This is a genomic window from Pseudomonas sp. LP_7_YM (assembly GCF_004364435.1).
Classification (GTDB): Bacteria; Pseudomonadota; Gammaproteobacteria; order Pseudomonadales; family Pseudomonadaceae; genus Aquipseudomonas.
In genome coordinates, this window is the sequence record NZ_SOCT01000010.1 from 123607 (window position 1) to 149552 (window position 25946).

25 protein-coding genes are annotated in these 25946 nt (G+C 58.3%); 22 read left to right on the plus strand and 3 right to left on the minus strand.

Going from position 1 to position 25946, the window contains the following annotated elements; all coding sequences use genetic code 11:
• The first annotated feature begins 3 nt into the window (after positions 1-3).
• The 15 genes from fdx (at position 4) to EC915_RS20100 (ending at position 13092) form a co-directional block, all read left to right on the plus strand.
• Positions 4-345, plus strand: a complete 342-nt coding sequence (gene fdx, locus EC915_RS20030; protein WP_133752246.1) for an ISC system 2Fe-2S type ferredoxin — start codon at positions 4-6, stop codon at positions 343-345.
• Positions 346-359: 14 nt separating this feature from the next.
• On the plus strand, positions 360-560 hold the full coding sequence (gene iscX / locus EC915_RS20035; RefSeq protein WP_133752247.1) for a Fe-S cluster assembly protein IscX: 201 nt from the start codon (positions 360-362) through the stop codon (positions 558-560).
• A gap of 90 nt (positions 561-650) precedes the next feature.
• Positions 651-1076, plus strand: a complete 426-nt coding sequence (ndk, locus tag EC915_RS20040) for a nucleoside-diphosphate kinase (protein WP_133752248.1) — start codon at positions 651-653, stop codon at positions 1074-1076.
• A gap of 27 nt (positions 1077-1103) precedes the next feature.
• The gene (gene rlmN, locus EC915_RS20045; RefSeq protein ID WP_133752249.1) at positions 1104-2252 is read left to right on the plus strand and encodes a 23S rRNA (adenine(2503)-C(2))-methyltransferase RlmN; all 1149 of its coding nucleotides are present in this window, start codon (positions 1104-1106) and stop codon (positions 2250-2252) included.
• A gap of 26 nt (positions 2253-2278) precedes the next feature.
• Positions 2279-3037, plus strand: coding sequence for a type IV pilus biogenesis/stability protein PilW (gene pilW, locus EC915_RS20050; protein ID WP_133752250.1), 759 nt, complete (start codon positions 2279-2281; stop codon positions 3035-3037).
• Positions 3037-4056: a RodZ family helix-turn-helix domain-containing protein gene (locus tag EC915_RS20055; RefSeq protein ID WP_133752251.1), complete on the plus strand. Its 1020-nt coding sequence runs from the start codon at positions 3037-3039 to the stop codon at positions 4054-4056. Before pilW ends, EC915_RS20055 begins: the two co-directional genes overlap by 1 nt.
• A gap of 3 nt (positions 4057-4059) precedes the next feature.
• Positions 4060-5169 carry a flavodoxin-dependent (E)-4-hydroxy-3-methylbut-2-enyl-diphosphate synthase gene (gene ispG, locus EC915_RS20060; RefSeq protein WP_133752252.1) on the plus strand — a complete coding sequence of 370 codons (1110 nt, stop codon included), beginning with the start codon at positions 4060-4062 and terminating at the stop codon, positions 5167-5169.
• A 21-nt stretch (positions 5170-5190) separates the two neighbouring features.
• The gene (hisS, locus tag EC915_RS20065) at positions 5191-6480 is read left to right on the plus strand and encodes a histidine--tRNA ligase (protein ID WP_133752253.1); all 1290 of its coding nucleotides are present in this window, start codon (positions 5191-5193) and stop codon (positions 6478-6480) included.
• 135 nt (positions 6481-6615) lie between these two features.
• Positions 6616-7257 (plus strand): tetratricopeptide repeat protein, encoded by a 642-nt coding sequence (locus EC915_RS20070; protein WP_133752254.1) that lies wholly within the window; start codon positions 6616-6618, stop codon positions 7255-7257.
• The gene (gene bamB, locus EC915_RS20075) at positions 7250-8401 is read left to right on the plus strand and encodes an outer membrane protein assembly factor BamB (protein ID WP_133752255.1); all 1152 of its coding nucleotides are present in this window, start codon (positions 7250-7252) and stop codon (positions 8399-8401) included. Before EC915_RS20070 ends, bamB begins: the two co-directional genes overlap by 8 nt.
• 152 nt (positions 8402-8553) lie before the next feature.
• The gene (der, locus tag EC915_RS20080; protein ID WP_133752256.1) at positions 8554-10023 is read left to right on the plus strand and encodes a ribosome biogenesis GTPase Der; all 1470 of its coding nucleotides are present in this window, start codon (positions 8554-8556) and stop codon (positions 10021-10023) included.
• 117 nt (positions 10024-10140) lie between these two features.
• Positions 10141-11289, plus strand: a complete 1149-nt coding sequence (locus EC915_RS20085; RefSeq protein ID WP_133752257.1) for a pyridoxal phosphate-dependent aminotransferase — start codon at positions 10141-10143, stop codon at positions 11287-11289.
• Entirely contained in the window at positions 11277-12068 is a 792-nt protein-coding gene (locus EC915_RS20090; RefSeq protein ID WP_133752258.1) for an amidohydrolase, read from the plus strand. Before EC915_RS20085 ends, EC915_RS20090 begins: the two co-directional genes overlap by 13 nt.
• A gap of 58 nt (positions 12069-12126) precedes the next feature.
• Entirely contained in the window at positions 12127-12561 is a 435-nt protein-coding gene (locus tag EC915_RS20095) for a hypothetical protein (RefSeq protein ID WP_133752259.1), read from the plus strand.
• 120 nt (positions 12562-12681) lie between these two features.
• Positions 12682-13092, plus strand: coding sequence for a hypothetical protein (locus EC915_RS20100; protein ID WP_133752260.1), 411 nt, complete (start codon positions 12682-12684; stop codon positions 13090-13092).
• A 258-nt stretch (positions 13093-13350) separates the two neighbouring features.
• Here EC915_RS20100 and leuA read toward each other — a convergent pair whose 3' ends face one another.
• From leuA to xseA, 3 genes are all read right to left on the minus strand, one after another.
• Positions 13351-15033: a 2-isopropylmalate synthase gene (leuA, locus tag EC915_RS20105; RefSeq protein WP_133752261.1), complete on the minus strand. Its 1683-nt coding sequence runs from the start codon at positions 15031-15033 to the stop codon at positions 13351-13353.
• 432 nt (positions 15034-15465) lie between these two features.
• On the minus strand, positions 15466-16308 hold the full coding sequence (locus EC915_RS20115) for a M23 family metallopeptidase (protein ID WP_133752262.1): 843 nt from the start codon (positions 16306-16308) through the stop codon (positions 15466-15468).
• Between the two features lie 3 nt (positions 16309-16311).
• Positions 16312-17691, minus strand: a complete 1380-nt coding sequence (gene xseA, locus EC915_RS20120) for an exodeoxyribonuclease VII large subunit (protein ID WP_166651047.1) — start codon at positions 17689-17691, stop codon at positions 16312-16314.
• Positions 17692-17836: 145 nt separating this feature from the next.
• Here xseA and EC915_RS20125 point away from each other — a divergent pair, with 145 nt between their 5' ends.
• From EC915_RS20125 to EC915_RS20155, 7 genes are all read left to right on the plus strand, one after another.
• On the plus strand, positions 17837-18622 hold the full coding sequence (locus EC915_RS20125) for a sulfite exporter TauE/SafE family protein (protein WP_133752264.1): 786 nt from the start codon (positions 17837-17839) through the stop codon (positions 18620-18622).
• A gap of 70 nt (positions 18623-18692) precedes the next feature.
• Positions 18693-19241, plus strand: a complete 549-nt coding sequence (locus tag EC915_RS20130; RefSeq protein ID WP_133752265.1) for a sugar ABC transporter ATPase — start codon at positions 18693-18695, stop codon at positions 19239-19241.
• 114 nt (positions 19242-19355) lie between these two features.
• Complete coding sequence (guaB, locus tag EC915_RS20135) at positions 19356-20825, plus strand: IMP dehydrogenase (protein WP_133752266.1); 1470 nt, start codon at positions 19356-19358, stop codon at positions 20823-20825.
• A 99-nt stretch (positions 20826-20924) separates the two neighbouring features.
• Positions 20925-22502: a glutamine-hydrolyzing GMP synthase gene (guaA, locus tag EC915_RS20140; protein WP_133752267.1), complete on the plus strand. Its 1578-nt coding sequence runs from the start codon at positions 20925-20927 to the stop codon at positions 22500-22502.
• A 330-nt stretch (positions 22503-22832) separates the two neighbouring features.
• A complete protein-coding gene (locus EC915_RS20145) occupies positions 22833-24041 on the plus strand; it encodes a site-specific integrase (RefSeq protein WP_133752268.1) in 1209 nt (402 codons plus the stop codon).
• A 302-nt stretch (positions 24042-24343) separates the two neighbouring features.
• On the plus strand, positions 24344-24565 hold the full coding sequence (locus EC915_RS20150; protein ID WP_133752269.1) for an AlpA family transcriptional regulator: 222 nt from the start codon (positions 24344-24346) through the stop codon (positions 24563-24565).
• Between the two features lie 3 nt (positions 24566-24568).
• On the plus strand, positions 24569-25447 hold the full coding sequence (locus EC915_RS20155) for a helicase RepA family protein (protein WP_133752270.1): 879 nt from the start codon (positions 24569-24571) through the stop codon (positions 25445-25447).
• The last annotated feature ends 499 nt before the right edge of the window (positions 25448-25946 follow it).

Genomic DNA, 25946 nt, shown 5'->3' on the forward strand with positions numbered 1-25946 from the left:
CAGATGCCGCAGGTGATTTTTCTGCCCCACAAGGAGTTTTGCCCGGAGGGACTGGTTGTCGAGGCCAAGCCAGGCATATCGATTCTTGAGCTTGCTCACGAACATCACATCGAAATGGAAAGCGCGTGTGGCGGTGTCTGTGCCTGCACCACATGCCACTGCGTTATCCGTGAGGGTTTCAACTCACTGGAAGAGGCTGACGAGCTGGAAGAGGACTATCTTGATCGTGCGTGGGGATTGGAACCGACATCGCGTCTGGCCTGTCAGGCCAAGGTCGGTACTGAAGACCTGACGGTCGAAATACCGAAGTACTCGCTTAACCACGCAGCTGAAGCGCCGCACTGATTCAGGAAGTTGTCATGAATTACGGTTGGAATGACGTACAGCGCATCGCTGAACAATTGGCGGAAGCCCACCCGGAAGTTGATCCATATTCGGTTGGTTTCACCAAACTGCAAAAGATGATCCGGCAGTTGCCCGAATTCGACGACACTTCCGGCAGGGTCGGCGAGAAGGTGCTGGAAGCGGTCCAGACCCTTTGGGCCGACGAAATAGACTGATCATCTTTGCACGTTAGGCAATACACCAGAACCCGCGTATAATTCGCGGGTTTAATTTTTCGCAATAATCATCGTTTCTGGAGTTCCACCATGGCTGTTCAACGTACTTTCTCGATCATCAAGCCTGACGCCGTTGCAAAAAACGTAATCGGCGAGATCACCACCCGCTTTGAAAAAGCCGGTCTGCGCGTCGTTGCTTCCAAGCTGAAGCAACTGTCCAAAGCTGAAGCAGAAGGTTTCTACGCTGAACACAGCGCCCGTGGTTTCTTCGGTGACCTGGTTGCCTTCATGATCTCCGGTCCGGTTGTCGTTCAGGTTCTGGAAGGCGAAAACGCCATCGCTCTGAACCGTGAGCTGATGGGCGCTACCAACCCTAAAGAAGCTGCTGCCGGTACCATCCGTGCCGACTTCGCTGACTCCATCGATGCCAACGCTGTTCACGGCTCCGACTCCGAAGCTGCTGCGGCTCGCGAAATCGCTTACTTCTTCGCTGCTACCGAGGTAACCACTCGCTAAGCTGCTGCTGCGAGTGAGGGTGAATCCATGACTGATACGACTGGCAAAATCAACCTGTTGGGTCTGACCCAGCCGGAAATGGAAAAATTCTTCGAGTCCATCGGGGAGAAACGCTTCCGCGCCGGTCAGGTCATGAAGTGGATTCACCACTTTGGCGTCGATAACTTCGAAGCCATGACGAACGTCGGCAAGGCGCTGCGCGAAAAGCTCGAGCGTCGTGCCGAAATTCGTGGTCCTGAAGTCGTCAGCGAGGACATCTCCAGCGACGGCACCCGTAAATGGGTGGTGCGCGTGGAGTCCGGCAGCTGCGTCGAGACCGTTTACATCCCACAGGGTAAACGCGGCACCTTGTGTGTCTCTTCCCAGGCGGGCTGTGCGCTGGATTGCAGTTTCTGCTCGACCGGCAAGCAAGGCTTCAATAGCAACCTCACCGCCGCCGAAGTCATCGGTCAGGTGTGGATTGCCAATAAATCCTTCGGCAGTGTCCCGGCGACCATCGACCGTGCCATCACCAACGTGGTGATGATGGGGATGGGCGAGCCATTGCTGAACTTCGACAACGTTATCTCGGCCATGCATCTGATGATGGATGACCTGGGGTACGGCATTTCCAAGCGCCGGGTGACCTTGTCCACCTCGGGCGTGGTGCCGATGATCGATCAACTGGCCAAGCATATCGACGTCTCGCTGGCGCTTTCGCTGCACGCGCCAAACGATGCACTGCGCAACCAGTTGGTACCGATCAACAAGAAGTACCCGCTCAAAATGCTCCTTGAGTCGTGCCGCAACTACATGTCGGCGCTGGGCGAGAAACGCGTGCTGACAATCGAGTACACCCTGCTCAAGGATATCAACGACAGGCCCGAGCATGCGGTCGAGATGATCGAGCTGCTCAAGGACACGCCTTGCAAGATCAACCTGATCCCGTTCAACCCGTTTCCGCATTCGGGATACGAGCGTCCCAGCAACAACGCGATTCGTCGTTTCCAGGATCTGCTGCATCAGGCCGGATTCAACGTTACCGTACGCACCACGCGCGGTGAGGATATCGACGCTGCCTGTGGTCAGTTGGTCGGGCAGGTGATGGACCGTACTCGCCGCAGCGAACGCTACATCGCTGTGCGCGAACTCAGTGCCGAGAGCGAAGGGGTTCAGGTGGCTTCGGCCCGCACCTGACTGCGAAATTGACTGAGAGGATCTCCATGTCTCTGCGCGCTGCGCTGCTGCTGTGTTTTGCCACGTCGCTGGTGGGTTGTGTTTCCACGGGCAACGTCGATCCGCTGAGTACCGGCAAGGGACGCGAAGATGCTCGTCAGGCTTATGTGCAATTGGGCCTTGGCTACCTGCAGCAAGGGCAGATGGAGCGCGCCAAGGCACCGCTGAAGAAGGCCCTGGAACTGGACAGTTCCGATGCGGACGCCAATGCAGCGCTGGGCCTGGTGTTTCAGGCCGAGGCCGAGCCGGAGCTTGCCGGCCAGTACTACACAAAAGCGCTGTCCTCCCGCCCGAAGGATGCCCGTATCCTCAACAACTACGGCAGCTTTCTCTACGAGCAGAAGCATTACAAGGAAGCTTACGAGCGCTTCGAGCAGGCAGCCGATGATAATCTCTACGCCGAGCGCGCCAGGGTTTTCGAGAACCTGGGCATGACATCGCTGATGCTGGGTAATCGTGAGGCGGCGCTGGACCAGTTCAGCAAGGCCCTGAGGCTTGATCGTCAGCAACCGCGAGCTTTGCTGGAAATGGCTGAGTTGTCTTACGAAGACAGGCATTATGTGCCCTCGCGTGACTACTACGACCGTTTCAGCCAGCTTAGCGAGCAGAATGCACGTAGCCTGTTGCTCGGTACGCGTCTGGCGAAGATCTATGACGATCGCAACAAGGCAGCCAGCTATGGCCTGCAACTAAAAAGACTCTATCCCGGTACGCCGGAATATCAGCAATACCTGTCGGAGCAATGATGAAAGCGGCGCATCCCGAAGTTGTAGCAGCCACTCGCACGAACCCCGGTGAAACGTTGCGCCAGGCACGCGAGAGTAAAAACTGGTCGCTACCAGATGTGGCTTTGAGGCTTAACCTCACCACGACTTCCCTGGGTTATGTGGAGTCGGGCGACTTCGACAAGCTTCCGGGCCACACCTTCGCCCGGGGCTACATTCGTGCCTATGCGAAACTCATTGGCCTGGATCAGAGTGCATTGGTCAGTCAGTTCGACCAGTACACCGGCACCGACGGCAGGGGCAGTGACGTGCATGCACTGGGCCGCATCGAAGAGCCGGTGCGGCTGTCCCATAACATTCTGCGCATCGTCAGCCTGCTGTTGCTGGTGGCGTTGATCGGCGGCGGTTTCGTCTGGCTGCAGGATCAACCGAGCTCGCGCGGCAAGGAGCCGGCCAGTCCGGGCATGGAACACGTCGAAGTCGAAAGCGCCGACGGCACTACCCAGATTCACCCTCTGGACGAGCCAGAAGATCAGGCGATCGAGCAAGGGCAGAGCAACACGGCGCCGCTGCCACTGAACAACACGGACTCCTCCGCTCAAACACCTGTGACATCCGCTGCGCCAACCACACCTGCGCCGGTCACCACTGCGCCAGCAGCATCCGCGGCGCCGGCCCATAGCACATCTGCGGCACCGCCTGCCCACAGCACGCCAGCCGCTCCGGCCGCTGCCGCCGTTTCTGCACCCGCTGCGTCTCAGGCGCCAGCGGCCGCTGAGGTCGCGCCGGCTCCGGCAGGTTTCGGTCGGGTGCAATTGCAGTTCACCGCCGATTGCTGGTTCCAGGTGACCGACAGTAACGGCAAGGTGCTGACCAGCGGGCTCAAGCGTGCGGGCGATAACGTGGACGTCAGTGGCAAGCCGCCTTTGGCCGTGCGTCTGGGCGTGGCCCGTGCCGCGCAGGTCAGCTACAACGGTCAGCCGGTGGATGTCACACCTTTCACCTCGGGCCAGACGGCTCGCATGAAGCTGGGGCAATAAGTCATGCACGGCGAATCTCCGATCAAACGTCGCGAATCTCGTAAAATCTGGGTCGGCTCCGTGCCGGTCGGCGGCGATGCGCCAATTGCGGTGCAGAGCATGACCAACAGCGATACCAACGATGTCGCAGCCACCGTCGCCCAGATCAACCGTCTGGAAGCCGCAGGCGTGGACATCGTTCGCATTTCCGTACCCGATATGGATGCCGCCGAGGCATTCGGTCGTATCAAGCAACTGGTCAAGGTGCCTCTGGTCGCCGATATCCATTTCGACTACAAGATCGCGTTGCGCGTGGCCGAGCTGGGCGTTGATTGCCTACGCATCAACCCGGGCAACATCGGTCGCGAGGACCGCGTGCGGGCGGTGGTCGATGCAGCCCGTGATCGCGGCATTCCGATTCGCATCGGCGTCAACGCCGGTTCACTGGAAAAGGATCTGCAGAAAAAATATGGCGAGCCTACTCCGGCTGCGCTGGTCGAGTCGGCGTTGCGTCACGTCGAACATCTCGATCGTCTGGATTTCCAGGACTTCAAGGTCAGCGTCAAGGCTTCGGATGTGTTCATGGCCGTTGAAGCCTACCGCTTGCTGGCCAGACAAATTGTCCAGCCGCTGCACCTGGGTATCACCGAAGCGGGTGGTTTGCGTTCAGGCACAGTGAAATCGGCCGTCGGCCTAGGTATGCTGCTGGCCGAAGGAATTGGCGATACCATCCGTATCTCGCTGGCTGCCGATCCTGTCGAGGAAGTGAAAGTCGGTTACGACATCCTCAAGTCGCTGCACCTGCGTTCTCGTGGCATCAACTTCATCGCCTGCCCAAGCTGTTCGCGGCAGAACTTCGATGTGGTCAAGACCATGAACGAGCTGGAGGGGCGTCTTGAAGATCTGCTGGTCCCGCTGGATGTCGCGGTAATCGGCTGCGTAGTGAACGGTCCTGGCGAAGCCAAGGAGGCCCATGTCGGCCTCACCGGCGGTACGCCTAACCTGATCTACATCGATGGCAAGCCGTCACAAAAGCTGACCAATGACAATCTTGTGGATGAGCTCGAGCGCTTGATCCGTAAGAAAGCGGCCGAAAAGGTCCAGGCCGACGCAGCGCTGATCGCGCGCGGCTAACCCAGTTTCCAAGGAATTTTTGTGAGTAAGTCTCTGCAAGCCATTCGTGGCATGAACGACATCCTGCCGGATCAGACGCCACTGTGGCGCTATTTCGAAGGCACGGTATCGCGTTTGCTGGATAACTACGGTTACCGGCAGATCCGCATGCCGATCGTCGAGTTCACCGACCTGTTCAAGCGCTCCATCGGCGAAGTCACCGACATCGTCGAAAAAGAGATGTACACCTTTGCCGACCGCAACGGTGACTCGCTGACCCTACGCCCTGAAGGCACGGCGGCCTGCGTGCGCGCAGTGCTGGAACACGGCATCACTGGTGGCGGCCAGGTGCAGAAACTCTGGTACATCGGCCCGATGTTCCGTCACGAACGCCCACAGAAAGGCCGATATCGCCAGTTCCACCAGATTGGCTGCGAAGTCTTCAACCTCGATGGCCCGGATATCGACGCCGAGTTGATCGTGCTGACCTGGCGCCTCTGGGGCCTGCTGGGCATCCGTAGCGCGGTCAAACTCGAGTTGAACAGCCTGGGCACCAGTGAGGCGCGTGCCCGCTATCGTGAAGCGCTGGTGGAGTACCTTTCGGCACGCCTGGAGCAACTGGACGAAGACAGCCAACGCCGTCTGAAGACCAACCCGCTGCGTGTACTCGACACCAAGCACCCTGAAACCCAGGCCGTGCTGGTGGATGCGCCGAAGCTGGCGGACTATCTGGATGATGAATCGCGGATTCATTTCGAGGGTCTGAAATCGCGTCTGGACGCGGCCGCAATTCCCTATGTGATCAATCCGAAACTGGTACGCGGGCTGGATTACTACAGCAAGACGGTTTTCGAATGGGTCACCGATCAACTGGGTGCTCAGGGTACTGTCTGCGCGGGCGGTCGTTATGACGGTCTGGTCGAGCAGATGGGCGGCAAGCCGACCACAGGTGTCGGTTTCGCCATGGGCATTGAGCGTCTGGTGCTGCTGCTGGAAACCCTGGAACAGGTCCCGGAAGAAATCTCGCGCACCATCGACGTATACGTTTGCGCCTTTGGCGAAGCTGCCGAACTGGCTGCACTGGGGTTGTCGGAGCGCTTGCGTGATCAGGCGCCGAATCTGCGCCTGCAGGTCAATGCCGGAGCGGGCAGCTTCAAGAGCCAGTTCAAAAAAGCCGATAAGAGCGGCGCGCTCTGCGCGCTGATTCTCGGTGACGAAGAGCTGGCCCGTAAGGAAGTGGGCGTCAAGCCTTTGCGCGGGCAGGGTGAGCAACAGAACATTGCCTGGGATGCTCTTTCGGAGCACCTGGGCGCCTGCATTGTGCAGGGTTGAAGCCACAGGCATTTAACGAGAAGTCGACGAGCGAAGGTCAGGCAAGGTCAAAACAGGCATTACGAGCCTGTTTTCAACGCAGCATGATCGAGCGCAGCCACTTCGGAAGCTGTTTTTGCGAATAGGAGTATTGGGGTGTCAAGTACCGATGATGAAGAGCTGGTGGCGGTGAAGGACTGGTGGCAGCGTAACGGCAAGCCATTGGTCACCGGTGCTCTGCTTGCGGTGATCGTAGTGTTGGGCTGGCAGTTCTGGCACCGCTATCAGAACAATCAGGCTCAAGGTGCTTCAGCTTTGTACCAGCAGCTGCTGGAAACGGCGCTGACGCCAAGCGGTCAGGCGGATGCCGGTCAGGTTGCCGAAATCGCCGGCAAGCTGAAAAGCGAATTCGGTGGCACGGCCTACGCTCAGTACGGCAGCCTGTTCGTGGCCAAGGTCGCGGTCGACACTGGCAAGCTGGATGATGCGGCAAACGAATTGAAGGCTGTCAGCGACAAGCCAGCCAGCCCGACCCTGGGCGAAATCGCCCGTCAGCGCCTGGCTCGCGTGCTTGCTGCACAGAACAAGGCAGAAGATGCACTGAAGCTGCTCGACGGTGACGTCGACAAGTCTTTCGAAGCTGCCCGTGAAGAACTGCGTGGCGACCTGCTGGTGCAGTTGGGTCGTACCGATGAGGCCTACGCTGCATACAAAAAGGCCAAGGCTGTACTGTCCGAGCAATCGGCAGTGGGCGGCCTGCAAATGAAGCTCGACGATCTGGCGAAAGGGGATGCGTGACGTGATTCGTTGGAAACATGCAGCATTGCTGGCCCTGGCCATTGTGGCCGCGGGTTGCAGCAGCAACAGCAAAAAGGAATTGCCTCCGGCCGAGTTGACGGACTTCAAGGCTGAAGTGTCCCTGCAGAAGCTGTGGAGCCGTTCGGTCGGTGACGGCCAGGGCGACATCTACAACATGCTGGTTCCAGCCATCGACGGCGAGAACATCTACGCTGCCGACGCTAAAGGTCTGGTCATGGCGATCAACCGCAGCAACGGTGACGTGGTCTGGAAGAAAGAGCTCGAGCAGCCTGTTTCAGGTGCAGTTGGCGTAGGTTCCGGCATGATCATGCTCGGCACGTTGCGTGGCGAAGTCATCGTTCTCGACGAATCGACCGGCGAGCAGAAATGGAAGGCCAAGGCGACCAGCGAAGTGCTGTCCGCTCCAGCCACCAATGGTGATGTGGTCGTTGCCCAGACTCAGGACGACAAGGTTATCGGTTACGATGCCACCACTGGCGATCAGCGCTGGATCTACGAAAGCAGTCCTGCGGTACTGACCCTGCGTGGCACCGGTGCGCCGATCGTCACTTCGCAACTGGCTATCGCTGGTTTGTCGACCGGTAAGGTCGTGGCACTGGACACCACCAACGGCGTACCGGTCTGGGAGCAGCGTGTCGCTATTCCACAAGGTCGCTCGGAGCTGGATCGAGTGGTCGATATCGATGGTGGCCTGTTGCTGTCCGGCAGCACGCTGTACGTTGCGACCTATCAGGGCCGCGTTGCGGGTCTGGAACTGCAAAGCGGTCGCGTACTGTGGCAACGTGATGCGTCGAGCTATTCGGGCGTGGCCCAGGGCTTTGGCAGCGTTTACGTTTCCCTGGCCAACGGCACCGTGGAAGGGGTCGATGAACGTTCGTCCACGGCACTGTGGAGCAACGACTCGCTGGCTCGCCGTCAGTTGGGTTCGCCTGAAGTGTTCTCCAGCTACGTAGCCGTCGGCGACATGGAAGGCTATCTGCATCTGCTCAGCCAGGTCGACGGTCACTTCGTTGGCCGGGAAAAGATCGACAGCGATGGTCTGCGTGCCCGCCCTCTGGTATCGGGTAACACCATTTACGTTTTTGGTAACAGTGGCAAGCTGGAAGCCCTGACGATCAAGTGACGGCTGTCCATGCTGGAGGCGATCCGTGGCAACGGGTTCCTCTGGCAGCCCCGCTCTGACGGGGCTTGCGGCACTTCGGGTGCCGCTCCGAACTCCGGCCGCTGCCTTGCAGCGGCTTTTGTATTTTCTGAAATAACGAAGTGGAGAGCCGCATGGTTCCCGTAATCGCCCTGGTGGGTCGACCGAACGTCGGCAAGTCCACCTTGTTCAACCGCCTGACCAGGACTCGCGACGCCATCGTTGGCGACTTGTCCGGTCTGACCCGTGATCGCCAATACGGTGAGGCCAAGTGGCAAGGGCGTACCTACATCCTGATCGACACTGGCGGTATTTCCGGTGATGAACACGGTATGGACGAAAAGATGGCCGAGCAGTCGCTGCTGGCCATCGAAGAAGCCGATGTCGTGTTGTTCCTGGTAGATGCCAAAGCGGGCTTTACCGCCGCCGACCAGATGATTGGCGAGCACTTGCGCAAGCGCAACAAGACCTCGTATGTGGTCGCCAACAAGGTCGACAACATCGACCCTGACATGGCGCGTGCCGAGTTCGCCCCATTGGGCATGGGTGATGCCATTCCGGTAGCCGGTGCTCATGGTCGCGGCATCACGCAGATGCTGGAAATTGCCCTGCGCGAGTTCCCCAAAGACGCCGATGAAGTGGAAGAGGGCGAAGAGGAAGTCGTCGCCGAAGGCGAAGAAGCCAAGCGCATTCCAGGTCCGAGCGAAAAAGACGGCATCAAGATTGCCATCATCGGCCGCCCGAATGTCGGCAAGTCGACGCTGGTCAATCGCATGCTCGGTGAAGACCGTGTCATCGTCTACGATCAGCCCGGCACCACGCGTGACAGCATCTATATCCCGTTCGAACGTAACGACGAAAAGTACACGCTGATCGACACCGCGGGTGTGCGCAAGCGCGGCAAGATCCACGAGGAAGTCGAAAAATTCTCCGTGGTTAAAACCCTGCAGGCCATCAAGGACGCCAACGTGGTGATCTTTGTGATGGACGCCCGTGAGGGTGTCGTCGACCACGACCTGAACCTGCTGGGCTTTGCGCTGGAAGCCGGTCGTGCGCTTGTCATCGCGCTGAACAAGTGGGATGGCATGGTGCCGAGCGAGCGCGACTACGTGAAGATCGAGCTGGAGCGGCGGTTGTTCTTCGTTGATTTCGCAGATATCCACTTCATCTCGGCGCTGCATGGCACGGGGGTGGGTAACCTGTACCAGTCGGTGCAGAACTCGTTCAAGTCGGCTGTTACTCGCTGGCCGACCAGCCGTCTGACCCAGATCCTCGAAGACGCGGTCAGTGAACACGCGCCACCGATGGTCGGCAGCCGTCGTATCAAGCTGCGTTACGCTCACTTGGGCGGTGCGAACCCACCGCTGATCGTGATCCACGGCAACCAGGTCGAAAAAGTGCCGAAGTCGTATGTGCGCTATCTGGAGAATACCTACCGGCGTGTGCTCAAGCTGGTAGGTACGCCTATCCGTATCGAGTTCAAGGGCGGCGAGAACCCGTACGAAGGCAACAAGAACACCCTTACTGATCGTCAGGTCAACAAGAAGCGTCGGATGATGTCGCACCACAAGAAAGCCGACAAGAAGCGCCGCGACAAGCGCTGAACGGGTCACGGACTTTCCTGGAAAAGGCGCGTATAGCGCCTTTTTTGTGGGTGTTGTCTGGGCTATTCTGCGAGTCCCCGTGCCGTCCTGGAGCCGGGTGTGGAGCAGGAAAACCCGATGATCACCAGCAAATTGCCGAACGTAGGCACCACTATCTTCAGTGTGATGTCCCAGCTTGCAGCCGATACCGGAGCGATCAATCTGTCCCAGGGCTTTCCGGATTTCGATGGGCCCGACGCGCTGCGCGAAGCCCTCTGCCGCCGGATCATGGACGGGTTCAACCAATATGCGCCGTCGGCCGGACTGCCCGCATTACGGCAGCAGGTCGCAGCCAAGATCGAGCGCTCCTACGGTCGTCAGGTCAATGCCGACACCGAAGTCACCATCACGCCCGGTGCGACCCACGCAATCTTTTGCGCGATTCAGGCCGTCGTGCGCACGGGCGATGAAGTCATCGTGTTCGACCCGTGTTATGACAGCTACGAGCCTTCGGTCGAGCTGGCGGGCGGGCGTTGCGTGCACGTGCAACTCAAGGACGGCGAGTTCTCCATCGATTGGAAACAGCTCGGCGCGGCGCTGAGCCCCAAGACCCGCATGATCGTCATCAACACTCCGCACAACCCCAGTGGCGCCCTGATCACCCGTGAGGAACTGGACCGGTTGGCAGCGTTGATCCGCGACCGGGACATTTACCTTGTCAGTGACGAGGTGTACGAACATCTGGTATTCGACGGGGTGAAGCACGTCAGCGTCCTGGCGCATGAAGAGCTTTATGAGCGTGCTTTCGTAATCAGTTCGTTCGGCAAGACCTATCATGTGACCGGCTGGAAAACCGGTTACCTGATAGCACCGCCGGCGCTGACTGCCGAAATGCGCAAGGTCCATCAGTTCGTCGCTTTCTGCGGCGTTACCCCGCTGCAATGGGCCTTGGCCGATTTCATGGCCGCGTGCCCGGAACATGTCGAAGAACTGCCAGCGTTCTATCAGGCCAAGCGTGATTTCTTCTGCGACCGGCTGCAAACCTCGCGCTTCACCTTCACGCGCGCTGCCGGGACTTATTTTCAGCTGGTCGATTATTCGCAGATTCGACCTGATCTGAATGACGTCGAGATGTCGCTTTGGATGACCCGAGAGCACGGGGTGGCGAGCATCCCGCCGTCGGTGTTCTATCAGAGTCCGCTGCCAGGTCAGCGTTTGATTCGCCTGTGCTTTGCCAAGCGTGAGGAGACGCTGCGTCTGGCAGCGGAAAAACTATGCGCGATTTAAGCCAGCTGGAAAACCTGAACATCGCTCTGGTGCAGACCACCCTGGCCTGGCATGACTGCCAGGCCAATCATGCGCACTTCCAAGAGCTGTTGTTACAGGCGCAAGGCGCAGACCTGGTGATCTTGCCAGAGATGTTCACCACTGGGTTTTCCATGGAGTCCGAAGTGCTCGCCGAGCCTGAAAACGGTATCACCTCCCGGTGGTTGCTGGATCAGGCCAGGCGCCTGGATGCAGTGGTGACCGGCAGCATCATCATTCGCGCTGCCGATGGCAGTCATCGTAATCGCCTGCTGTGGGCGCGCCCCGACGGTGAGCTGTTGCACTACGACAAGCGTCATCTATTCCGGATGGCGGGCGAACACGAACATTACAGTCCGGGCGAGCGTCAGGTGCAGTTCGAACTCAAAGGCTGGCGGATCCGTCCGCTGATCTGCTACGACCTGCGTTTCCCTGTGTGGAGCCGAGGTGTGCAGGACACCGATCTGTTGCTGTATACCGCCAATTGGCCGGGGGCTCGGCGACAGCACTGGAATCGTCTGTTACCGGCGCGGGCCATCGAAAACCTGTGCTACGTCGCTGCGGTTAACCGGATTGGCATCGACGGCAAGGGCGTCGCTTACACGGGCGACAGCCAGGTTCTGGACTTTCAGGGTGAGAGCGTATTGAACGTCTGTGAGGCCGATGGCGTGTTTCAGGTGAGCCTGTGTGCGCAGCGTCTGGACGCATATCGGCAGAGTTTCCCGGCATATCTCGACGCTGATACATTCCAGATACACTAAAGTCATAGAGTTTGTAGGTAGAGCGGTCGATAGCGTTGTACCAAAACAGGAGATCGGTATGACCACCATCAGTATGTCCTCACTTGCGTCTTACTCCAGCAGCTTCACTGTTGCGATCAAGAAAGACGCCACCACGACCGCCAGCACTGACAGCGATACCTCCATCACGGCGACAGATGCTTCGACCAGTTCTACCACGCAGGCCGGCGGCGCCGCTCCTGCAGGCGGGGCAGGCGGCAGCTCGAGTTCGTCCAGCGAAAGCGAGCAAGCGATCGAGAAGCTCGAAGCGCAGATCAAGGAAACCCAGAAGCAGTTGCAGGAACAGGAAGAGCAACTGGCGGCCGCTCAGGCCAGCAAAGGCTCCGACGAAGAAAAAGCCCAGCGCGCAATGGCCATTCAGGGCCAGATTTCGTCTACTTCTGCCACTCTTGCCACCCAGGAAGCCGCTTTGGTGCAGTTGGAGAAGTCCGGCAGCATCAACACCACCGCTTGATCCTCCAACGCGAAAGCGCTCCATAGTCGTTGGCTGTGGGGCGTTTTCGCGCGCGTGAAATGATGCTCTTCAGTTCTTTGTAAGCGGGTCGATACAAAGAGCACAGAACAGGAGTCCATCATGACCACAATCAATACCAGTTCGTTGAGTGCCTATTCCAGCGTCTTCACTGCTGCCCTCAAAAATGACGAGTCGACCAAAGGCGACGCCGCCACGGTCAATGTCAATCTGCGGGGGAGCGTCTACAAGGATCCACAGGCCAAAGGCACCGGCAGGGCTGACGAGCAGCCCTCGTCGCCGTCCGATCAAGCCATTGAGCAATTACAGGAACAGATCAAGCAGACTCAAAAGATCCTCCAGCAACAGCAGGCCCAACTGGCGGTGGCGCAGAACAGTAAGGCGCCCGAAGAAGAGAAAGCACAGCAAGTGATGGCGGTCCAGCAGCAGATTGCTGGAACCATGGCGCAGCTGAACGCCCAGCAGGCGGCTTTGCTGGAACTGATGAAGGGCACGGTCAGCACCACCGCTTGATCGTAAAGCCATCAATGAAAAGGCCCTGAAGCGTTGGCTTCAGGGCCTTTTTTGTTGTCATGGCACATGAATGTAAGCGGTTAACGCTCCAGTTGGAGGTCATCCGAATCGTTTATTGGCTCATGCCTCAAGACCTGTGGGAACGAGCTTGGTCACCGAAGGGCCAGGACTTGCACTGCATCCAGGCGTCTGTCATCCGTCCGCGTGAGCAGGCTCATTCCCACAGCAGCCCAGCGGCCCCCGCACCCCCGCCTACTATTACGCTGCCTGGGTGGTTTCGGCTTGCATCAATGCTCGGTTCAAGGCACTGAACAATGCCTTGAAGCTGGCGGTAGTGATGTTCTCGTCGATACCGACACCGTGGACAGCGCGCTCGCCGTTCACGCGCAGTTCGATATAGGCTGCGGCCTTGGCCGTGGTGCCTGCACCGATGGCGTGCTCGTTGTAGTCCATGATTTCTGCCTTGACCGGCAAACCCGCAACCAGTGCTTCCAGCGCACCGTTGCCGCGGCCTTTCCAATGCAGATTGCTTTCGCCATCACCCTTGCCAGTGACTTCGACTTCAACGGCGCTATGGCCGTTTTCTTCCTGCAGACGATGGCTGACCAGCGCGTACGGCTTGTTAGCCTGCAGGTACTCAGTCTTGAACAGCGAGTAAATCTGCTGCGCCGTCATTTCCAGGCCCAGACGATCGGTTTCACCCTGAACCACCTGGCTGAACTCGATCTGCATGCGGCGCGGCAGCGAGATGCCGTATTCCTGTTCCAGCAGATAGGTGATACCGCCTTTGCCGGACTGGCTGTTTACGCGAATCACTGCCTCGTAGCTGCGGCCGATGTCCGCCGGGTCGATGGGCAGGTAGGGCACTTCCCACAGCGCATCCTCTTTCTGCTGGGTGAAGCCTTTGCGGATAGCGTCCTGGTGCGAGCCGGAGAACGCGGTATGGACCAGGTCGCCGACGTAGGGGTGACGAGGGTGAACCGGAATCTGGTTGCACTCCTCAACAACCTTGCGCACGCCGTCGATGTCGGAAAAGTCCAGTTGCGGGTTCAGCCCCTGGGTGTACATGTTCAGGGCAACAGTCACCAAATCGACGTTACCGGTGCGCTCGCCGTTACCGAACAGGCAGCCTTCGACACGATCGGCACCGGCCATCAGCCCCAGTTCGGTCGCGGCAACACCTGTGCCGCGATCGTTATGGGTGTGCAGGCTGATGATCACGCTGTCGCGACGGGTGATGTTGCGGCTGAACCACTCGATCTGATCGGCGTAAATGTTCGGCGTCGCGACTTCAACCGTCGCTGGCAGGTTAAGGATCACTTTGTTCTGCGGTGTAGCGTTCCAGACCTCGATCACCGCGTCGCAAACTTCCTTGGCGAAGTCCAGCTCGGTGGCGCTGAAGGTTTCGGGCGAGTACTCGAATTGCCACTGGGTTTCTGGCTGTTGGGCTGCGTATTTGACGAACAGCTTGGCGGCGTTGACCGCGATGGCCTTGACTCCGTCCTTGTCCTGATTGAAGACGATGCGACGGAATGACGGCGACGTAGCGTTATACAAATGCACGATGGCCTTTTTGGCGCCGCGCAGGGATTCAAAAGTGCGGGCGATCAGGTCCTCACGGCCCTGGGTCAGCACCTGAATCGTGGTGTCGTCCGGGATGTGGCCGTCTTCGATCAAGGTACGCACGAAGTCGAAATCGGTTTGCGATGCGGCGGGAAAGGAGGCTTCGATTTCTTTCACGCCCACTTGAACCAGGGTTTTCCAAAAGCGCAGTTTCTTGACCGAATCCATCGGCTCGATCAGCGACTGGTTACCGTCACGCAAGTCGGAACTGCACCAGATCGGCACCTCGATAATGGTCTTGGTAGGCCAGGTACGGTCAGGCAAATCGATGGTCGGAAACGCACGGTATTTCGTCGAGGGATCTTTGAGCATGGTCATGTGAATAATCCTTTTTGTACTCAGGGCCGGGAGAGAGCGGCCAACCGATTAATAAGACGGACAGGGTCGAGGCACTGCGAATCAGCCCGGCAGTCGTGCACTGACGAGACTGAGGCAGCGATGCTGACGCGGCAGAATGAGGGTGTGAGCGTTTTTCATGTCAGCAACCGTAACCAATGGGGTGAAAGCTGGCAAGCAGTTGAAAAAAAATGGGAGGAAATTCAGAAACGTGCAAATTAGCGCAATTTTTTAACCGTTAATGGACGTTTTTCGGCTATTTGTTGTCGGTTGATTTTGCAAAGCGCAATGCCGCCTCTGTGAGAGAGCGCTTGCTCACGACGGCGTCGGCCTATTCAGCATCCTGGCCAACGTGATGTCGCTTTCGTGCGCAAGCTCACTGCCCTATGTTTTCAACGTGCATTGGGTTGAGTTTTAGGGCTGGAAAGCGTTGATAAAAATGGCCGGGTCAACCCGCGCATCGTTCAGACTCACATTCCAGTGCATATGCGGCCCGGTTGCACGGCCCGTCGAGCCTACGCGTCCCACCACACCGCCGCGAGGCACCGCGTCGCCGACTTTCACGTCAATCTTCGACATGTGGCAAAACATGCTGATGAAGCCTTGTCCGTGGTCGACGAATACCGTGTTGCCGTTGAAGAAGTAGTTGCCAATCAGAATGACTTTGCCCGCGGCAGGGGACTTGATCGGCGTGCCCGCTGGAACGGCGAAGTCCAGGCCTGCGTGGGGATTGCGTTCTTCGCCATTGAAGAAGCGCCGTACACCGAATTTGCTGGAGAGCGGACCATCGACGGGCTTATCCAGCAGCAGGTTGCTTGGCGTGACCGGGCTGAAGCTGCGATAGGCGCGAACCTGTATATCCAGCTCTTGCTCGATGCGTTTCAAGTCGTCCGGGTTTGGATTGACCTGGCGCTGATTCTTCAACGTGATGTGCTGTTCCGGGTATTTCTTGTTACCGACCGTGAAGGGCAAGTTGCGGCCCGCGCTGATGACCTGCTGTGAAGTGCCGGGTTTGACGCTTAACGGGATACCGACGATCGCCAGCCAGTGTGCATCCTGATCCTTGACCACCAGCACCGGTTTACCCTGAAAGGTCGCTTTCGGTGCCTGAATGGCCGGGCCCAGGTCCACGACCGCAACGCCGCCGGGTACGGGCTTGTTCAGCAGGCGTGCTATGTAGCTGTCGGCATAGGCAGGTAGCGCCAGACATAAGGCGAGAGCGGCAGCGACAAACGAGCGGGAGATAAGAGGCAGCATCGTTCAATCCAGAAGAGAAAGGGTGACGGGTGTCAAATGATTGTCCTCGACCCGCACTTGCAACTCGCCATCGCCCAGCTTTGCCGTGAGACGCTGGCCTGTGTGAGTCTGCTCGGCGGCCCGAATGGCCCTGCCGCGTTCGTCCAGCAAAATGCTGTAACCACGACCGAGCGTTGCAAGCGGGCTGACCACGTTCAGCGTTTGCACCTGACTTTGCAATTGCAGGCGACGGGTCTTGAGGTCTTCCCTGATAGCTCGGGGAAGACGCTCGGCCAGCACATTCAGGCGCTGACGCAGGAATGCCAGGGTGCGTCCCGGATGTTGTGCAGCCAGACGGCTTTGCAGGTGGCTCATGCGCACCTGGCGTTTGTGCATCTGCTGTTCGAACGCCCGGCGCATGCGCATGTCCAGATCGTCCAGGCGCTGGGCGCGTTGGCGTAAACGCTCACCTGGATGACGCAAGCGGCGAGAGATGCCGTCCAGGCGCAGTTGCTCGCGCATCAGCCGATCCTGCATGCGGCTGATCAGGCGGCGCTGCAGGCTCTCGACGCGACGATGCAGGTCGCTGGAGTCAGGGGCCAGCAGCTCGGCAGCAGCAGACGGCGTAGGCGCGCGTATGTCGGCGACGAAGTCACTGATGGAAACGTCGGTTTCATGGCCGACCGCACTGACGATCGGCGTCACGCAGGCATCGATGGCGCGGGCCACGGCTTCTTCGTTGAAGCACCACAAGTCCTCCAGTGAGCCGCCGCCACGGGCCAGAATAAGCGCGTCGAAGCCACGGGAATCAGCGAGTTTCAGCGCGCGGACGATCTGATTGATCGCTTCGCGGCCCTGCACCGCAGTCGGAATCAGCGTCAGTTCGACCTGCGGCGCGCGGCGACGGAACACGCTGATGATGTCGCGAATCACCGCGCCCGTGGGCGAGCTGACGATGCCGATGCGCTGTGGGTGCAGGGGCAGGGGGACCTTGCGCTCGGCGCTGAACAGGCCTTCTGCGTCGAGTTTTTCTTTCAGTGCGTCGAACGCCAGACGCAGAGCGCCGTCACCCGCCGGTTCGACGGTATCGAGGATCAGCTGATAGTCGCCACGCCCTTCGAACAGCGAAACCTTGCCACGCACCTTGACCGCGAGCCCATCTTTCAGCGCCTGACGCACCCGCGCAGCGTTACTGCGAAACAGCGCGCAACGTACCTGCGCGCCGGTGTCCTTGAGCGTGAAATACACATGACCAGATGCCGGACGCGACAGGTTGGAAATCTCGCCCTCGACCCAGATGTTGGAAAACACATCTTCCAGCAGCACGCGCGCGCGGCCGTTGAGCTGGCTGACAGTAAGGACTTCCCGGTCAAGGCCGAGTCTTGCGAAGGGGTCTTTGATCATGGCAGGCATGATAAAGGCATTGGGGGACAGGTCACCAGATTAATAGGCGCAGGCGCAAAACCTGGGTGAGCGATTACGTATTGCCCTGACCGTTTATTCATCTCGGGATATGCTGTACGCCGCCGTTTTATCCAAGGACGAAAAAATGCTCACCACCCTCGCCGAATTGTCGGGCGTCGTCGAATCGTTGGGACTGACCCCATTGGGCTGGCTGTTCATAGAAGGTGGGGTTATCGCCGCCTACGTAGTCTTCGCCATCGCCGGTTTCGGTACGGCTCTGGTCGCAGCGCCCATCCTGATCCACTTCATGCCGCTGTCGCGGATCATTCCGCTGCTGGTGATGCTGGATTTCCTTGCCGCTTTCAGTCACCTCTTGCCATCCCGGGAGTCGGTGGTGCGTAACGAGCTGCTGCGCATGATCCCGTGCATGGCGGTCGGCTGTACCTTGGGCGTGCTGTTTCTGCTCAACTTAAAGTCCGATGTTCTTCTATTAATGATGGGCTTGTTCCTGGTTGGTTATTCGCTTTACAGCCTGGCCGTGAAAGTACGTCCGACGCAGCTGTCGGCACTTTGGTCGGTGCCGATGGGGACGATGGGCGGGCTGTTCGGGGCTCTGTTCGGCAGTGGCGGCTTTTTATATGCGATCTATCTCAATGGCCGTCTGACCGACAAGGCCCAGGCTCGCGCTACGCAAAATGCACTCATCAGTTGCAGCACCCTGGTGCGGCTGAGCCTGTTCGTGATTACCGGTGTATATGCGCAGGTTTCGCTGCTGGTGCTGGCGGTCTGCTTGCTGCCAGCGATGATCGTCGGCTCGTGGATCGGTCGTCGCCTGGTCATGCGCTTGTCCCGTGAGACGTTCGTGCGTCTGGTCACCTGGATGGTTCTGGTCAGCGGCGTCGTGCTGATTGGTCGTTACCTGGCGGGTTGAGCGTTGTGCTTGACCTCGCGGGCGGGCGTATTAAGCTGCCGCCCTCGATCACACGTCATACAGGCCCGTCATGAACAGCCAAAGCATCATCGTCCCGCAAATCTCCAGCTTTCCTGCCCATGAGGCAAAGGCGCGGGCGATTCTGCGCTGGCTGGTGAAGCTCGACGTTGTAGAGCAAAACCTGACCACCTGCGGGCGCAGCTTCAACCGAATGGCCTATGCGATAGCCCCCGGGGCACGGCGCTTTGTCGAACACCCCGATGCGTTGCCGTACGGCCAGTCGGTCAATGGCCTGGAGATCGTGCTCAAGCGCTGCATCTATACCCCGCAGCAAGGTTTCAAGGAGGAGGCCGGGTGCCCCGAATGCCGTCGCGAGATAGGTGAGGCCTTGTTCGACAGTCTGGAAGAGTGGATGCCGGGCCATACGGACAACTTCATTTGTCCGGAATGCCGTCATGAAGACGACATTAATGGCTTTCTTTTTCTCGATCCATGCGGCTTTTCCAACCTCGGATTCATCTTCAGTGACTGGCTGGATGCGGGGTTGAAGACGAGTTTCGTGGAAGAGTTCGCCGAACGTCTGGATCGCCCCGTGTCCTACGTCAAAGCACGACTATAAATGTAGCGTCTGGCCCCTGATCGGGATTCGCAAATAGACTGATCTTTACATTGAGCAAGGGCACTTGTCTGGGTATAATGGCGCGCTTCCATTTTCCCGCTCGGGAGCCCAGCGATGCTGCGTATCAGCCAAGAAGCCCTTACATTCGACGACATTCTCCTTGTGCCCGGTTATTCCGAGGTGCTTCCCAACGAAGTCAGTCTGAAAACCCGATTGACCCGTGGCATCGAACTGAACATCCCCCTCGTTTCCGCCGCTATGGACACCGTCACTGAAGCCCGTCTGGCCATCGCCATGGCTCAGGAAGGCGGTATCGGCATCATCCACAAGAACATGACCGTCGAGCAGCAAGCTGCCGAAGTGCGCAAGGTCAAGAAGTTCGAAGCGGGTGTGGTCAAGGACCCGATCACCATCGAGGCTGACGCCACGGTTCGCGATTTGTTCGAACTGACCCGTCAACACAACATTTCCGGCGTGCCGGTCCTGCACGACGGCGAACTCGTCGGCATCGTGACTTCTCGCGACGTTCGTTTCGAAAATCGTCTTGATGTGCCAGTACGTGAAGTGATGACGCCCAAAGAGCGTCTGGTCACTGTTCGCGAAGGTGCCGATAAGTACGAAGTCCGCGAGCTGCTGCACAAGCACCGCCTGGAAAAAGTCCTGATCGTCGACGACAAGTTCGCGCTCAAGGGCATGATGACCGTCAAGGACATCGAGAAATCCAAAGCCTACCCGTTGGCCAGCAAGGACGATCAAGGTCGCCTGCGCGTCGGCGCTGCGGTCGGCACCGGTAAGGACACCGGCGAGCGCGTCAGCGCCCTGGTCGCTGCAGGCGTCGACGTTATCGTTGTCGACACCGCTCACGGTCACTCCAAAGGCGTGATCGACCGCGTTCGCTGGGTCAAGCAGAACTTCCCTGACGTACAGGTCATCGGCGGCAATATCGCGACCGGCGCTGCTGCTCGCGCACTGGTCGAAGCTGGCGCTGACGGCGTCAAGGTCGGTATCGGCCCTGGCTCAATCTGCACCACCCGTATCGTTGCCGGTGTCGGCGTGCCGCAAATCAGCGCCATTGCCAACGTCGCTTCTGCGCTGGAAGGGACTGACGTTCCGCTGATCGCCGACGGTGGCATCCGTTTCTCCGGTGACCTGTCCAAGGCCATCGTAGCCGGTGCCTATTGCGTGATGATGGGCTCGATGTTCGCCGGTACCGAAGAGGCGCCAGGCGAAATCGAACTGTTCCAGGGTCGCTCCTACAAGGCCTACCGCGGCATGGGTTCGCTGGGTGCGATGTCCCAGGCGCAAGGCTCTTCCGACCGCTACTTCCAGGACTCGTCCGAAGGCGCAGAGAAGCTAGTGCCGGAAGGCATCGAAGGCCGCGTTGCCTATAAAGGCTCGCTGGCCGCCATCATTCATCAACTGATGGGTGGCCTGCGTTCTTCCATGGGTTATACCGGCAGCGCCCACATTCAGGAAATGCGCACCAAGCCTGAGTTCGTGCGCATCACCGGCGCCGGTATGGCCGAATCTCACGTCCACGACGTGCAGATCACCAAGGAAGCACCGAACTATCGCGTAGGTTGACCGAAATGCGCCTGATGCTTCAGGCCCATTTCAAGCATTGTGTAGCGGGGCTGTTCATTACAGCCCCGTCTTGTTTCTGATTTTCGACGAGAATGACTAATGGCCCTCGACATTCACGCCCACCGCATCCTGATCCTGGACTTCGGTTCCCAGTACACCCAACTGATCGCTCGTCGAGTACGTGAGATCGGTGTGTATTGCGAGCTGCACCCGTTCGACATGGACGATGAAGCGATTCGCGAATTCGCTCCAAAAGGCGTCATCCTCGCCGGTGGCCCCGAGTCCGTGCACGAAGCTGACAGCCCGCGCTGCCCGCAAGCGGTATTTGATCTGGGCGTCCCGGTCTTCGGTATCTGCTACGGTATGCAGACCATGGCCGAGCAACTGGGTGGCAAGGTTGAAGGCTCCCAGCTGCGCGAGTTTGGTTATGCCCGTGTCGACGTCGTCGGCAAGAGCCGCCTGCTCGATGGCATCGAAGACCATATCGATGCGGACGGTCTTTTCGGCCTGGACGTGTGGATGAGCCATGGTGACAAGGTCACCAAGCTGCCTGCAGAGTTTCATGTGCTGGCCAGCACCCCGAGCTGCCCTATCGCCGGCATGGCCGACGACATCCGCGGCTACTATGGCGTGCAGTTCCACCCGGAAGTGACCCACACCAAACAGGGCGGTCGCATCCTGTCGCGCTTCATCCTCGACATCTGCGGCTGTGAAGCCCTATGGACCCCTTCGAAGATTGCTGAAGACGCCATCGCTCAGGTTCGCGCTCAGGTCGGCACCGACAATGTGCTGCTGGGCCTGTCCGGCGGTGTTGACTCCTCGGTCGTCGCGGCACTGCTGCACAAGGCCATTGGCGATCAGCTGACCTGTGTTTTCGTCGATAACGGCCTGCTGCGTCTGCACGAAGGCGAGCAGGTAATGGCCATGTTCGCCGAGAACATGGGCGTCAAGGTGATCCGCGCCAATGCCGAAGCGCAGTTCCTCGACAATCTGGCAGGCGAAAGCGACCCGGAGAAGAAGCGCAAGATCATCGGTCGCACCTTCATCGACGTCTTCGATGCCGAATCGACCAAGCTGGACAACATCAAGTACCTGGCACAGGGCACCATTTACCCTGACGTGATCGAGTCCGCTGGCGCCAAAAGCGGCAAGGCTCACGTGATCAAGTCGCACCACAACGTGGGCGGCCTGCCGGAAGAAATGAACCTGAAACTGGTCGAGCCACTGCGCGAGCTGTTCAAGGACGAGGTTCGTCGTCTGGGCCTGGAACTGGGCCTGCCGTACGACATGGTCTACCGTCACCCGTTCCCGGGTCCGGGCCTGGGAGTCCGCATCCTCGGCGAAGTGAAGAAAGAGTACGCCGACCTGCTGCGCCGCGCCGACCACATCTTCATCGAAGAACTGCGCAAAGCCGACTGGTACCACAAGGTCAGCCAGGCATTCGTCGTGTTCCAGCCGGTCAAATCGGTTGGCGTGGTAGGCGATGGCCGCCGCTACGCCTGGGTCGTAGCCCTGCGCGCCGTCGAAACCATCGACTTCATGACCGCACGTTGGGCACACCTGCCTTATGAACTGCTGGAAACCGTCAGCGGCCGCATCATCAACGAAATCGAAGGCATCTCCCGCGTGACGTACGACGTGTCGAGCAAGCCACCGGCGACGATTGAGTGGGAATGATGTGGGAATGATCCCGCATCCGGCATAGACCGGCACTAAAGAGCATTAACACTCCTCTAAGCCCGCGTAAATGCGGGCTTTTTCATTCCGAGCTTTATTCCGAGCTTGGCACTGTCTGGCAAATTTTCGCATGGCCAAGCACCCCGTTCCTATGGCACGATAGATGGTACGATCTGAAACTGAGGCCATGTCCGGCACTTGATACCATGTTGCCCCTGATAAGCCTCTCATGGTACTGAATGTGATTAACTGGCTGATCTATAAGCAATTTTTAGATTAAATGCGGGGAAATTTGAGCATGGTATTTTTAAAAGGAAACCCAACACGACCATGCTGACTGATACCAAGCTGCGCAACCTCAAGCCAAAGGACAAGCTCTACAAAGTGAACGACCGTGACGGCCTCTACGTGGCCATCACACCTGCGGGTTCGATTTCATTCCGCTACAACTACTCGATCCACGGTAGGCAGGAGACCATCACCTTCGGCCGTTACGGTGTAGGGGGCATCACCCTAGCGGAAGCCCGGGAACGGCTCGGCGAGGCAAAAAAGATGATCGCCGCTGGGAAGTCGCCAGCCAAAGAGAAGGCCAGAGAAAAGGGCCGCGTCAGGGATGCGGAGACGTTCGGGGCTTGGGCTGAAAAATGGCTGCGTGGGTACCAAATGGCTGATTCCACCCGCGATATGCGCCGCTCGGTTTTCGAACGAGAGCTAAAGCCGAAATTTGGCAACCAGAAACTCGCTGAAATTACGCATGAGGACCTGCGAGCGCTGACTGACAGCATCGTTGAGCGAGGTGCTCCGGCAACAGCAGTTCACTCGCGGGAGATTGTGATGCAGGTCTTTCGATGGGCAATCGAACGTGGTCAGAAGGTTGAGAACCCGGCTGATCTGGTGCGGCCTACCAGCATCGCAAAATTCGAGCCGCGCGATCGGGCCTTGACTCCTGATGAAATCGCCTTGATGTATCAGTACATGGAACGCATTGGTACCGCTTCTTCGGTGCGTGTTGCGGCTAAGTTGCTGTTGCTAACCATGGTTCGCAAAAGTGAACTGACCAATGCGACTTGGAGCGAAATCAATTTCAGCGAAGCAGTCTGGACAGTTCCCAAAGAGCGGATGAAGCGCCGTAATCCGCATTTGGTGTTCCTGTCCAGGCAAGCGCTTGATATTTTCATTGCCTTGAAAACCTTTGCGGGTGGCTCGGAATATGTTCTTCCATCGCGCTATGACTCTGACTTACCGATGAGCAGTGCCACTCTCAATCAAGTGCTAACGCTGACCTATCGCCTCGCTCAGAAAGAGGGGCAGTCGCTAGGCAAGTTCGGGCCGCACGACTTGCGCCGGACTGCCAGCACATTGTTACATGAGGCTGGCTATAACACCGATTGGATCGAGAAGTGCCTCGCACACGAACAGAAGGGTGTGCGAGCGGTTTACAACAAGGCCGAATATCGAGATCAGCGTCGGGCGATGCTGCAGGATTGGGCGGACATGATCGACGAGTGGACGCTTAGGAGACCGCGCTCCGAGGGCTGATACCGAGCTTCGTGGACTACAGAGCACATGGCGCCCGTTCGTTTGTGGCGAAACGCCCACTTCGGTGGGCTTTTTTTTGTCCCGAAACGCACGTTTTAGGGACACTTATTTTCTCTGAATTTCGTTTAAAAAAACTACCGATAAAACAAGAGATTGGGTGATTATCCCCGTCCCGAAACCGGACGTTTGACGGACACCTAACTGATTGATTTATATGGGGAAATTGTCTAAAAATGCTGGAAAATACCAGAAATGTGGGGCAATAATCGAACCTCGAATGATCACGAAACGAGGTATTCGGTGTGGAGAAAGAATCGAGAAAAGTCCTGATCAGCAAGAAACAGTTGCTGGCAATGATCCCGTTGTGCGAGCGCACGATCTACAACCTTGAAAAGCAGGGAAAATTCCCTCGCCGTATTGCTCTCAGCAGCCGTAAGGTCGTGTGGGATTTGGGGGAAGTCGAGGAATGGATTGATGCGTGCAAGGGGGCCGGTCCGGCTCCCCGGCCCGGAATGGGGGCCTGAATTGTGGCGATTGACTTACGGGCTGCGTTCGAGAACGAGCCGCCCACTCTAGACTTCATTTGGCCGGGCTTTCTTGCTGGGACAGTAGGGGCCTTGGTAGCTCCCGGAGCCACAGGGAAGAGCTTCTGGGCGCTGGAAGCGGCAATGGCTATCGCATGCAGCGTTGCCGGCGGTGATCTTGTTGGGCTTGCCCCCGCATGCGCTGGCCGTGTGGTCTATTTCGCTGGGGAAGACCCGGAAGTTGCATTGGTGCGCCGCATCCATGCCATAGGCCAGCACTTGAATCAGCAGGCACGCGAGGCCATCGCGAAGAACCTCATCCTTGAGTCGATCATGGGTAAACGGCTGAACGTCATGGATGACCGGCATCTTGTCCGTATCACCGAGTTTTGCGAAGGTGCCCGGTTGATCGTGCTGGATACTCTAAGCCGAGTTCACGACCGAGACGAGAACAGCAACGGCGACATGTCGCGGCTTATCGCCACGCTTGAGCACGTCGCTACCCATACCGGGGCATCAGTCCTGTACCTGCATCATGTCAGCAAGGGCAGCGCCCGCGAGGGGCAAGCCGATCAGCAGCAGGCAGCACGAGGTGCGTCCGCTCTGATCGACAACGCCCGCTGGTGCGGCTTCGTCGCCAAGATGACTGAGGAACAGGCCAAAATTCTCAGCGACCGCAGCTATGATCGGCAACCCATCGGTAATGACCGAAGAGGTTTCTTTGTTCGTTTTGGTGTTAGCAAACAGAACTACGATGCCACTCCGCTCGATCAATGGTACAAGCGCCACGACGGTGGCGTGCTTGTGCCGGTGGAATTGGAGGCGGTGAAGAGGGAACGCGCTTTGCACGTTGTAAGTGGGAATGACGATGAGCGGTGGTAACGCCGTAGTCCCCACCAGTACTACCTCACTGGCCCGATTGAGGATTTATCAGCCTAGCCTGCGTCCACAGCATCGCCAAGGCGATTGGATAGATACATCATTTGGGCGTTGTCGCGTGCTAGGTCGACTAGGCCAGAGGCACGCCGATATTGTTGAGGCAGTCTTGTATTGCGCAGAACGGCAACGCCCTGTCTCAGATGGCGGTGTGGAACTTCTAGTAGATCCCGCTCAAGTGAGAAAAACGATTTCCGACAGCCGCTATAGCTTCTCACAGATTGAGAAATTGTTTGTGGAACTGCGCGCTGCAACGATCACGATTGAAACGCCCCAATTTGATTTTCCGATAATTGGCGGATTGATCGACCACGTTATTCCTTCGTCCAAGACACGACCCGATCCCCTAAGGAAGGTCTGAAGTAGCCGGATGTTTTCCGGCTACCGAGTCCTCAGCTCTTTTCAAAAAACGATGCATGTCGAAATTTGCTCAATTCTCTTCGTT

Bases quoted from the DNA above. Each gene is read 5' to 3' on its own strand.
- guaB (WP_133752266.1), top strand. From the start codon at position 19,356: ATGCTGCGTATCAGCCAAGAAGCCCTTACATTCGACGACATTCTCCTT.
- EC915_RS20145 (WP_133752268.1), top strand. From the start codon at position 22,833: ATGCTGACTGATACCAAGCTGCGCAACCTCAAGCCAAAGGACAAGCTC.
- EC915_RS20130 (WP_133752265.1), top strand. From the start codon at position 18,693: ATGAACAGCCAAAGCATCATCGTCCCGCAAATCTCCAGCTTTCCTGCC.
- xseA (WP_166651047.1), bottom strand. From the start codon at position 17,691: ATGATCAAAGACCCCTTCGCAAGACTCGGCCTTGACCGGGAAGTCCTT.
- ndk (WP_133752248.1), top strand. From the start codon at position 651: ATGGCTGTTCAACGTACTTTCTCGATCATCAAGCCTGACGCCGTTGCA.
- rlmN (WP_133752249.1), top strand. From the start codon at position 1,104: ATGACTGATACGACTGGCAAAATCAACCTGTTGGGTCTGACCCAGCCG.
- EC915_RS20055 (WP_133752251.1), top strand. From the start codon at position 3,037: ATGAAAGCGGCGCATCCCGAAGTTGTAGCAGCCACTCGCACGAACCCC.
- EC915_RS20095 (WP_133752259.1), top strand. From the start codon at position 12,127: ATGACCACCATCAGTATGTCCTCACTTGCGTCTTACTCCAGCAGCTTC.
- bamB (WP_133752255.1), top strand. From the start codon at position 7,250: ATGCGTGACGTGATTCGTTGGAAACATGCAGCATTGCTGGCCCTGGCC.
- iscX (WP_133752247.1), top strand. From the start codon at position 360: ATGAATTACGGTTGGAATGACGTACAGCGCATCGCTGAACAATTGGCG.
- leuA (WP_133752261.1), bottom strand. From the start codon at position 15,033: ATGACCATGCTCAAAGATCCCTCGACGAAATACCGTGCGTTTCCGACC.
- EC915_RS20090 (WP_133752258.1), top strand. From the start codon at position 11,277: ATGCGCGATTTAAGCCAGCTGGAAAACCTGAACATCGCTCTGGTGCAG.
- EC915_RS20115 (WP_133752262.1), bottom strand. From the start codon at position 16,308: ATGCTGCCTCTTATCTCCCGCTCGTTTGTCGCTGCCGCTCTCGCCTTA.
- der (WP_133752256.1), top strand. From the start codon at position 8,554: ATGGTTCCCGTAATCGCCCTGGTGGGTCGACCGAACGTCGGCAAGTCC.
- ispG (WP_133752252.1), top strand. From the start codon at position 4,060: ATGCACGGCGAATCTCCGATCAAACGTCGCGAATCTCGTAAAATCTGG.
- EC915_RS20085 (WP_133752257.1), top strand. From the start codon at position 10,141: ATGATCACCAGCAAATTGCCGAACGTAGGCACCACTATCTTCAGTGTG.
- EC915_RS20100 (WP_133752260.1), top strand. From the start codon at position 12,682: ATGACCACAATCAATACCAGTTCGTTGAGTGCCTATTCCAGCGTCTTC.
- guaA (WP_133752267.1), top strand. From the start codon at position 20,925: ATGGCCCTCGACATTCACGCCCACCGCATCCTGATCCTGGACTTCGGT.
- EC915_RS20125 (WP_133752264.1), top strand. From the start codon at position 17,837: ATGCTCACCACCCTCGCCGAATTGTCGGGCGTCGTCGAATCGTTGGGA.
- pilW (WP_133752250.1), top strand. From the start codon at position 2,279: ATGTCTCTGCGCGCTGCGCTGCTGCTGTGTTTTGCCACGTCGCTGGTG.
- fdx (WP_133752246.1), top strand. From the start codon at position 4: ATGCCGCAGGTGATTTTTCTGCCCCACAAGGAGTTTTGCCCGGAGGGA.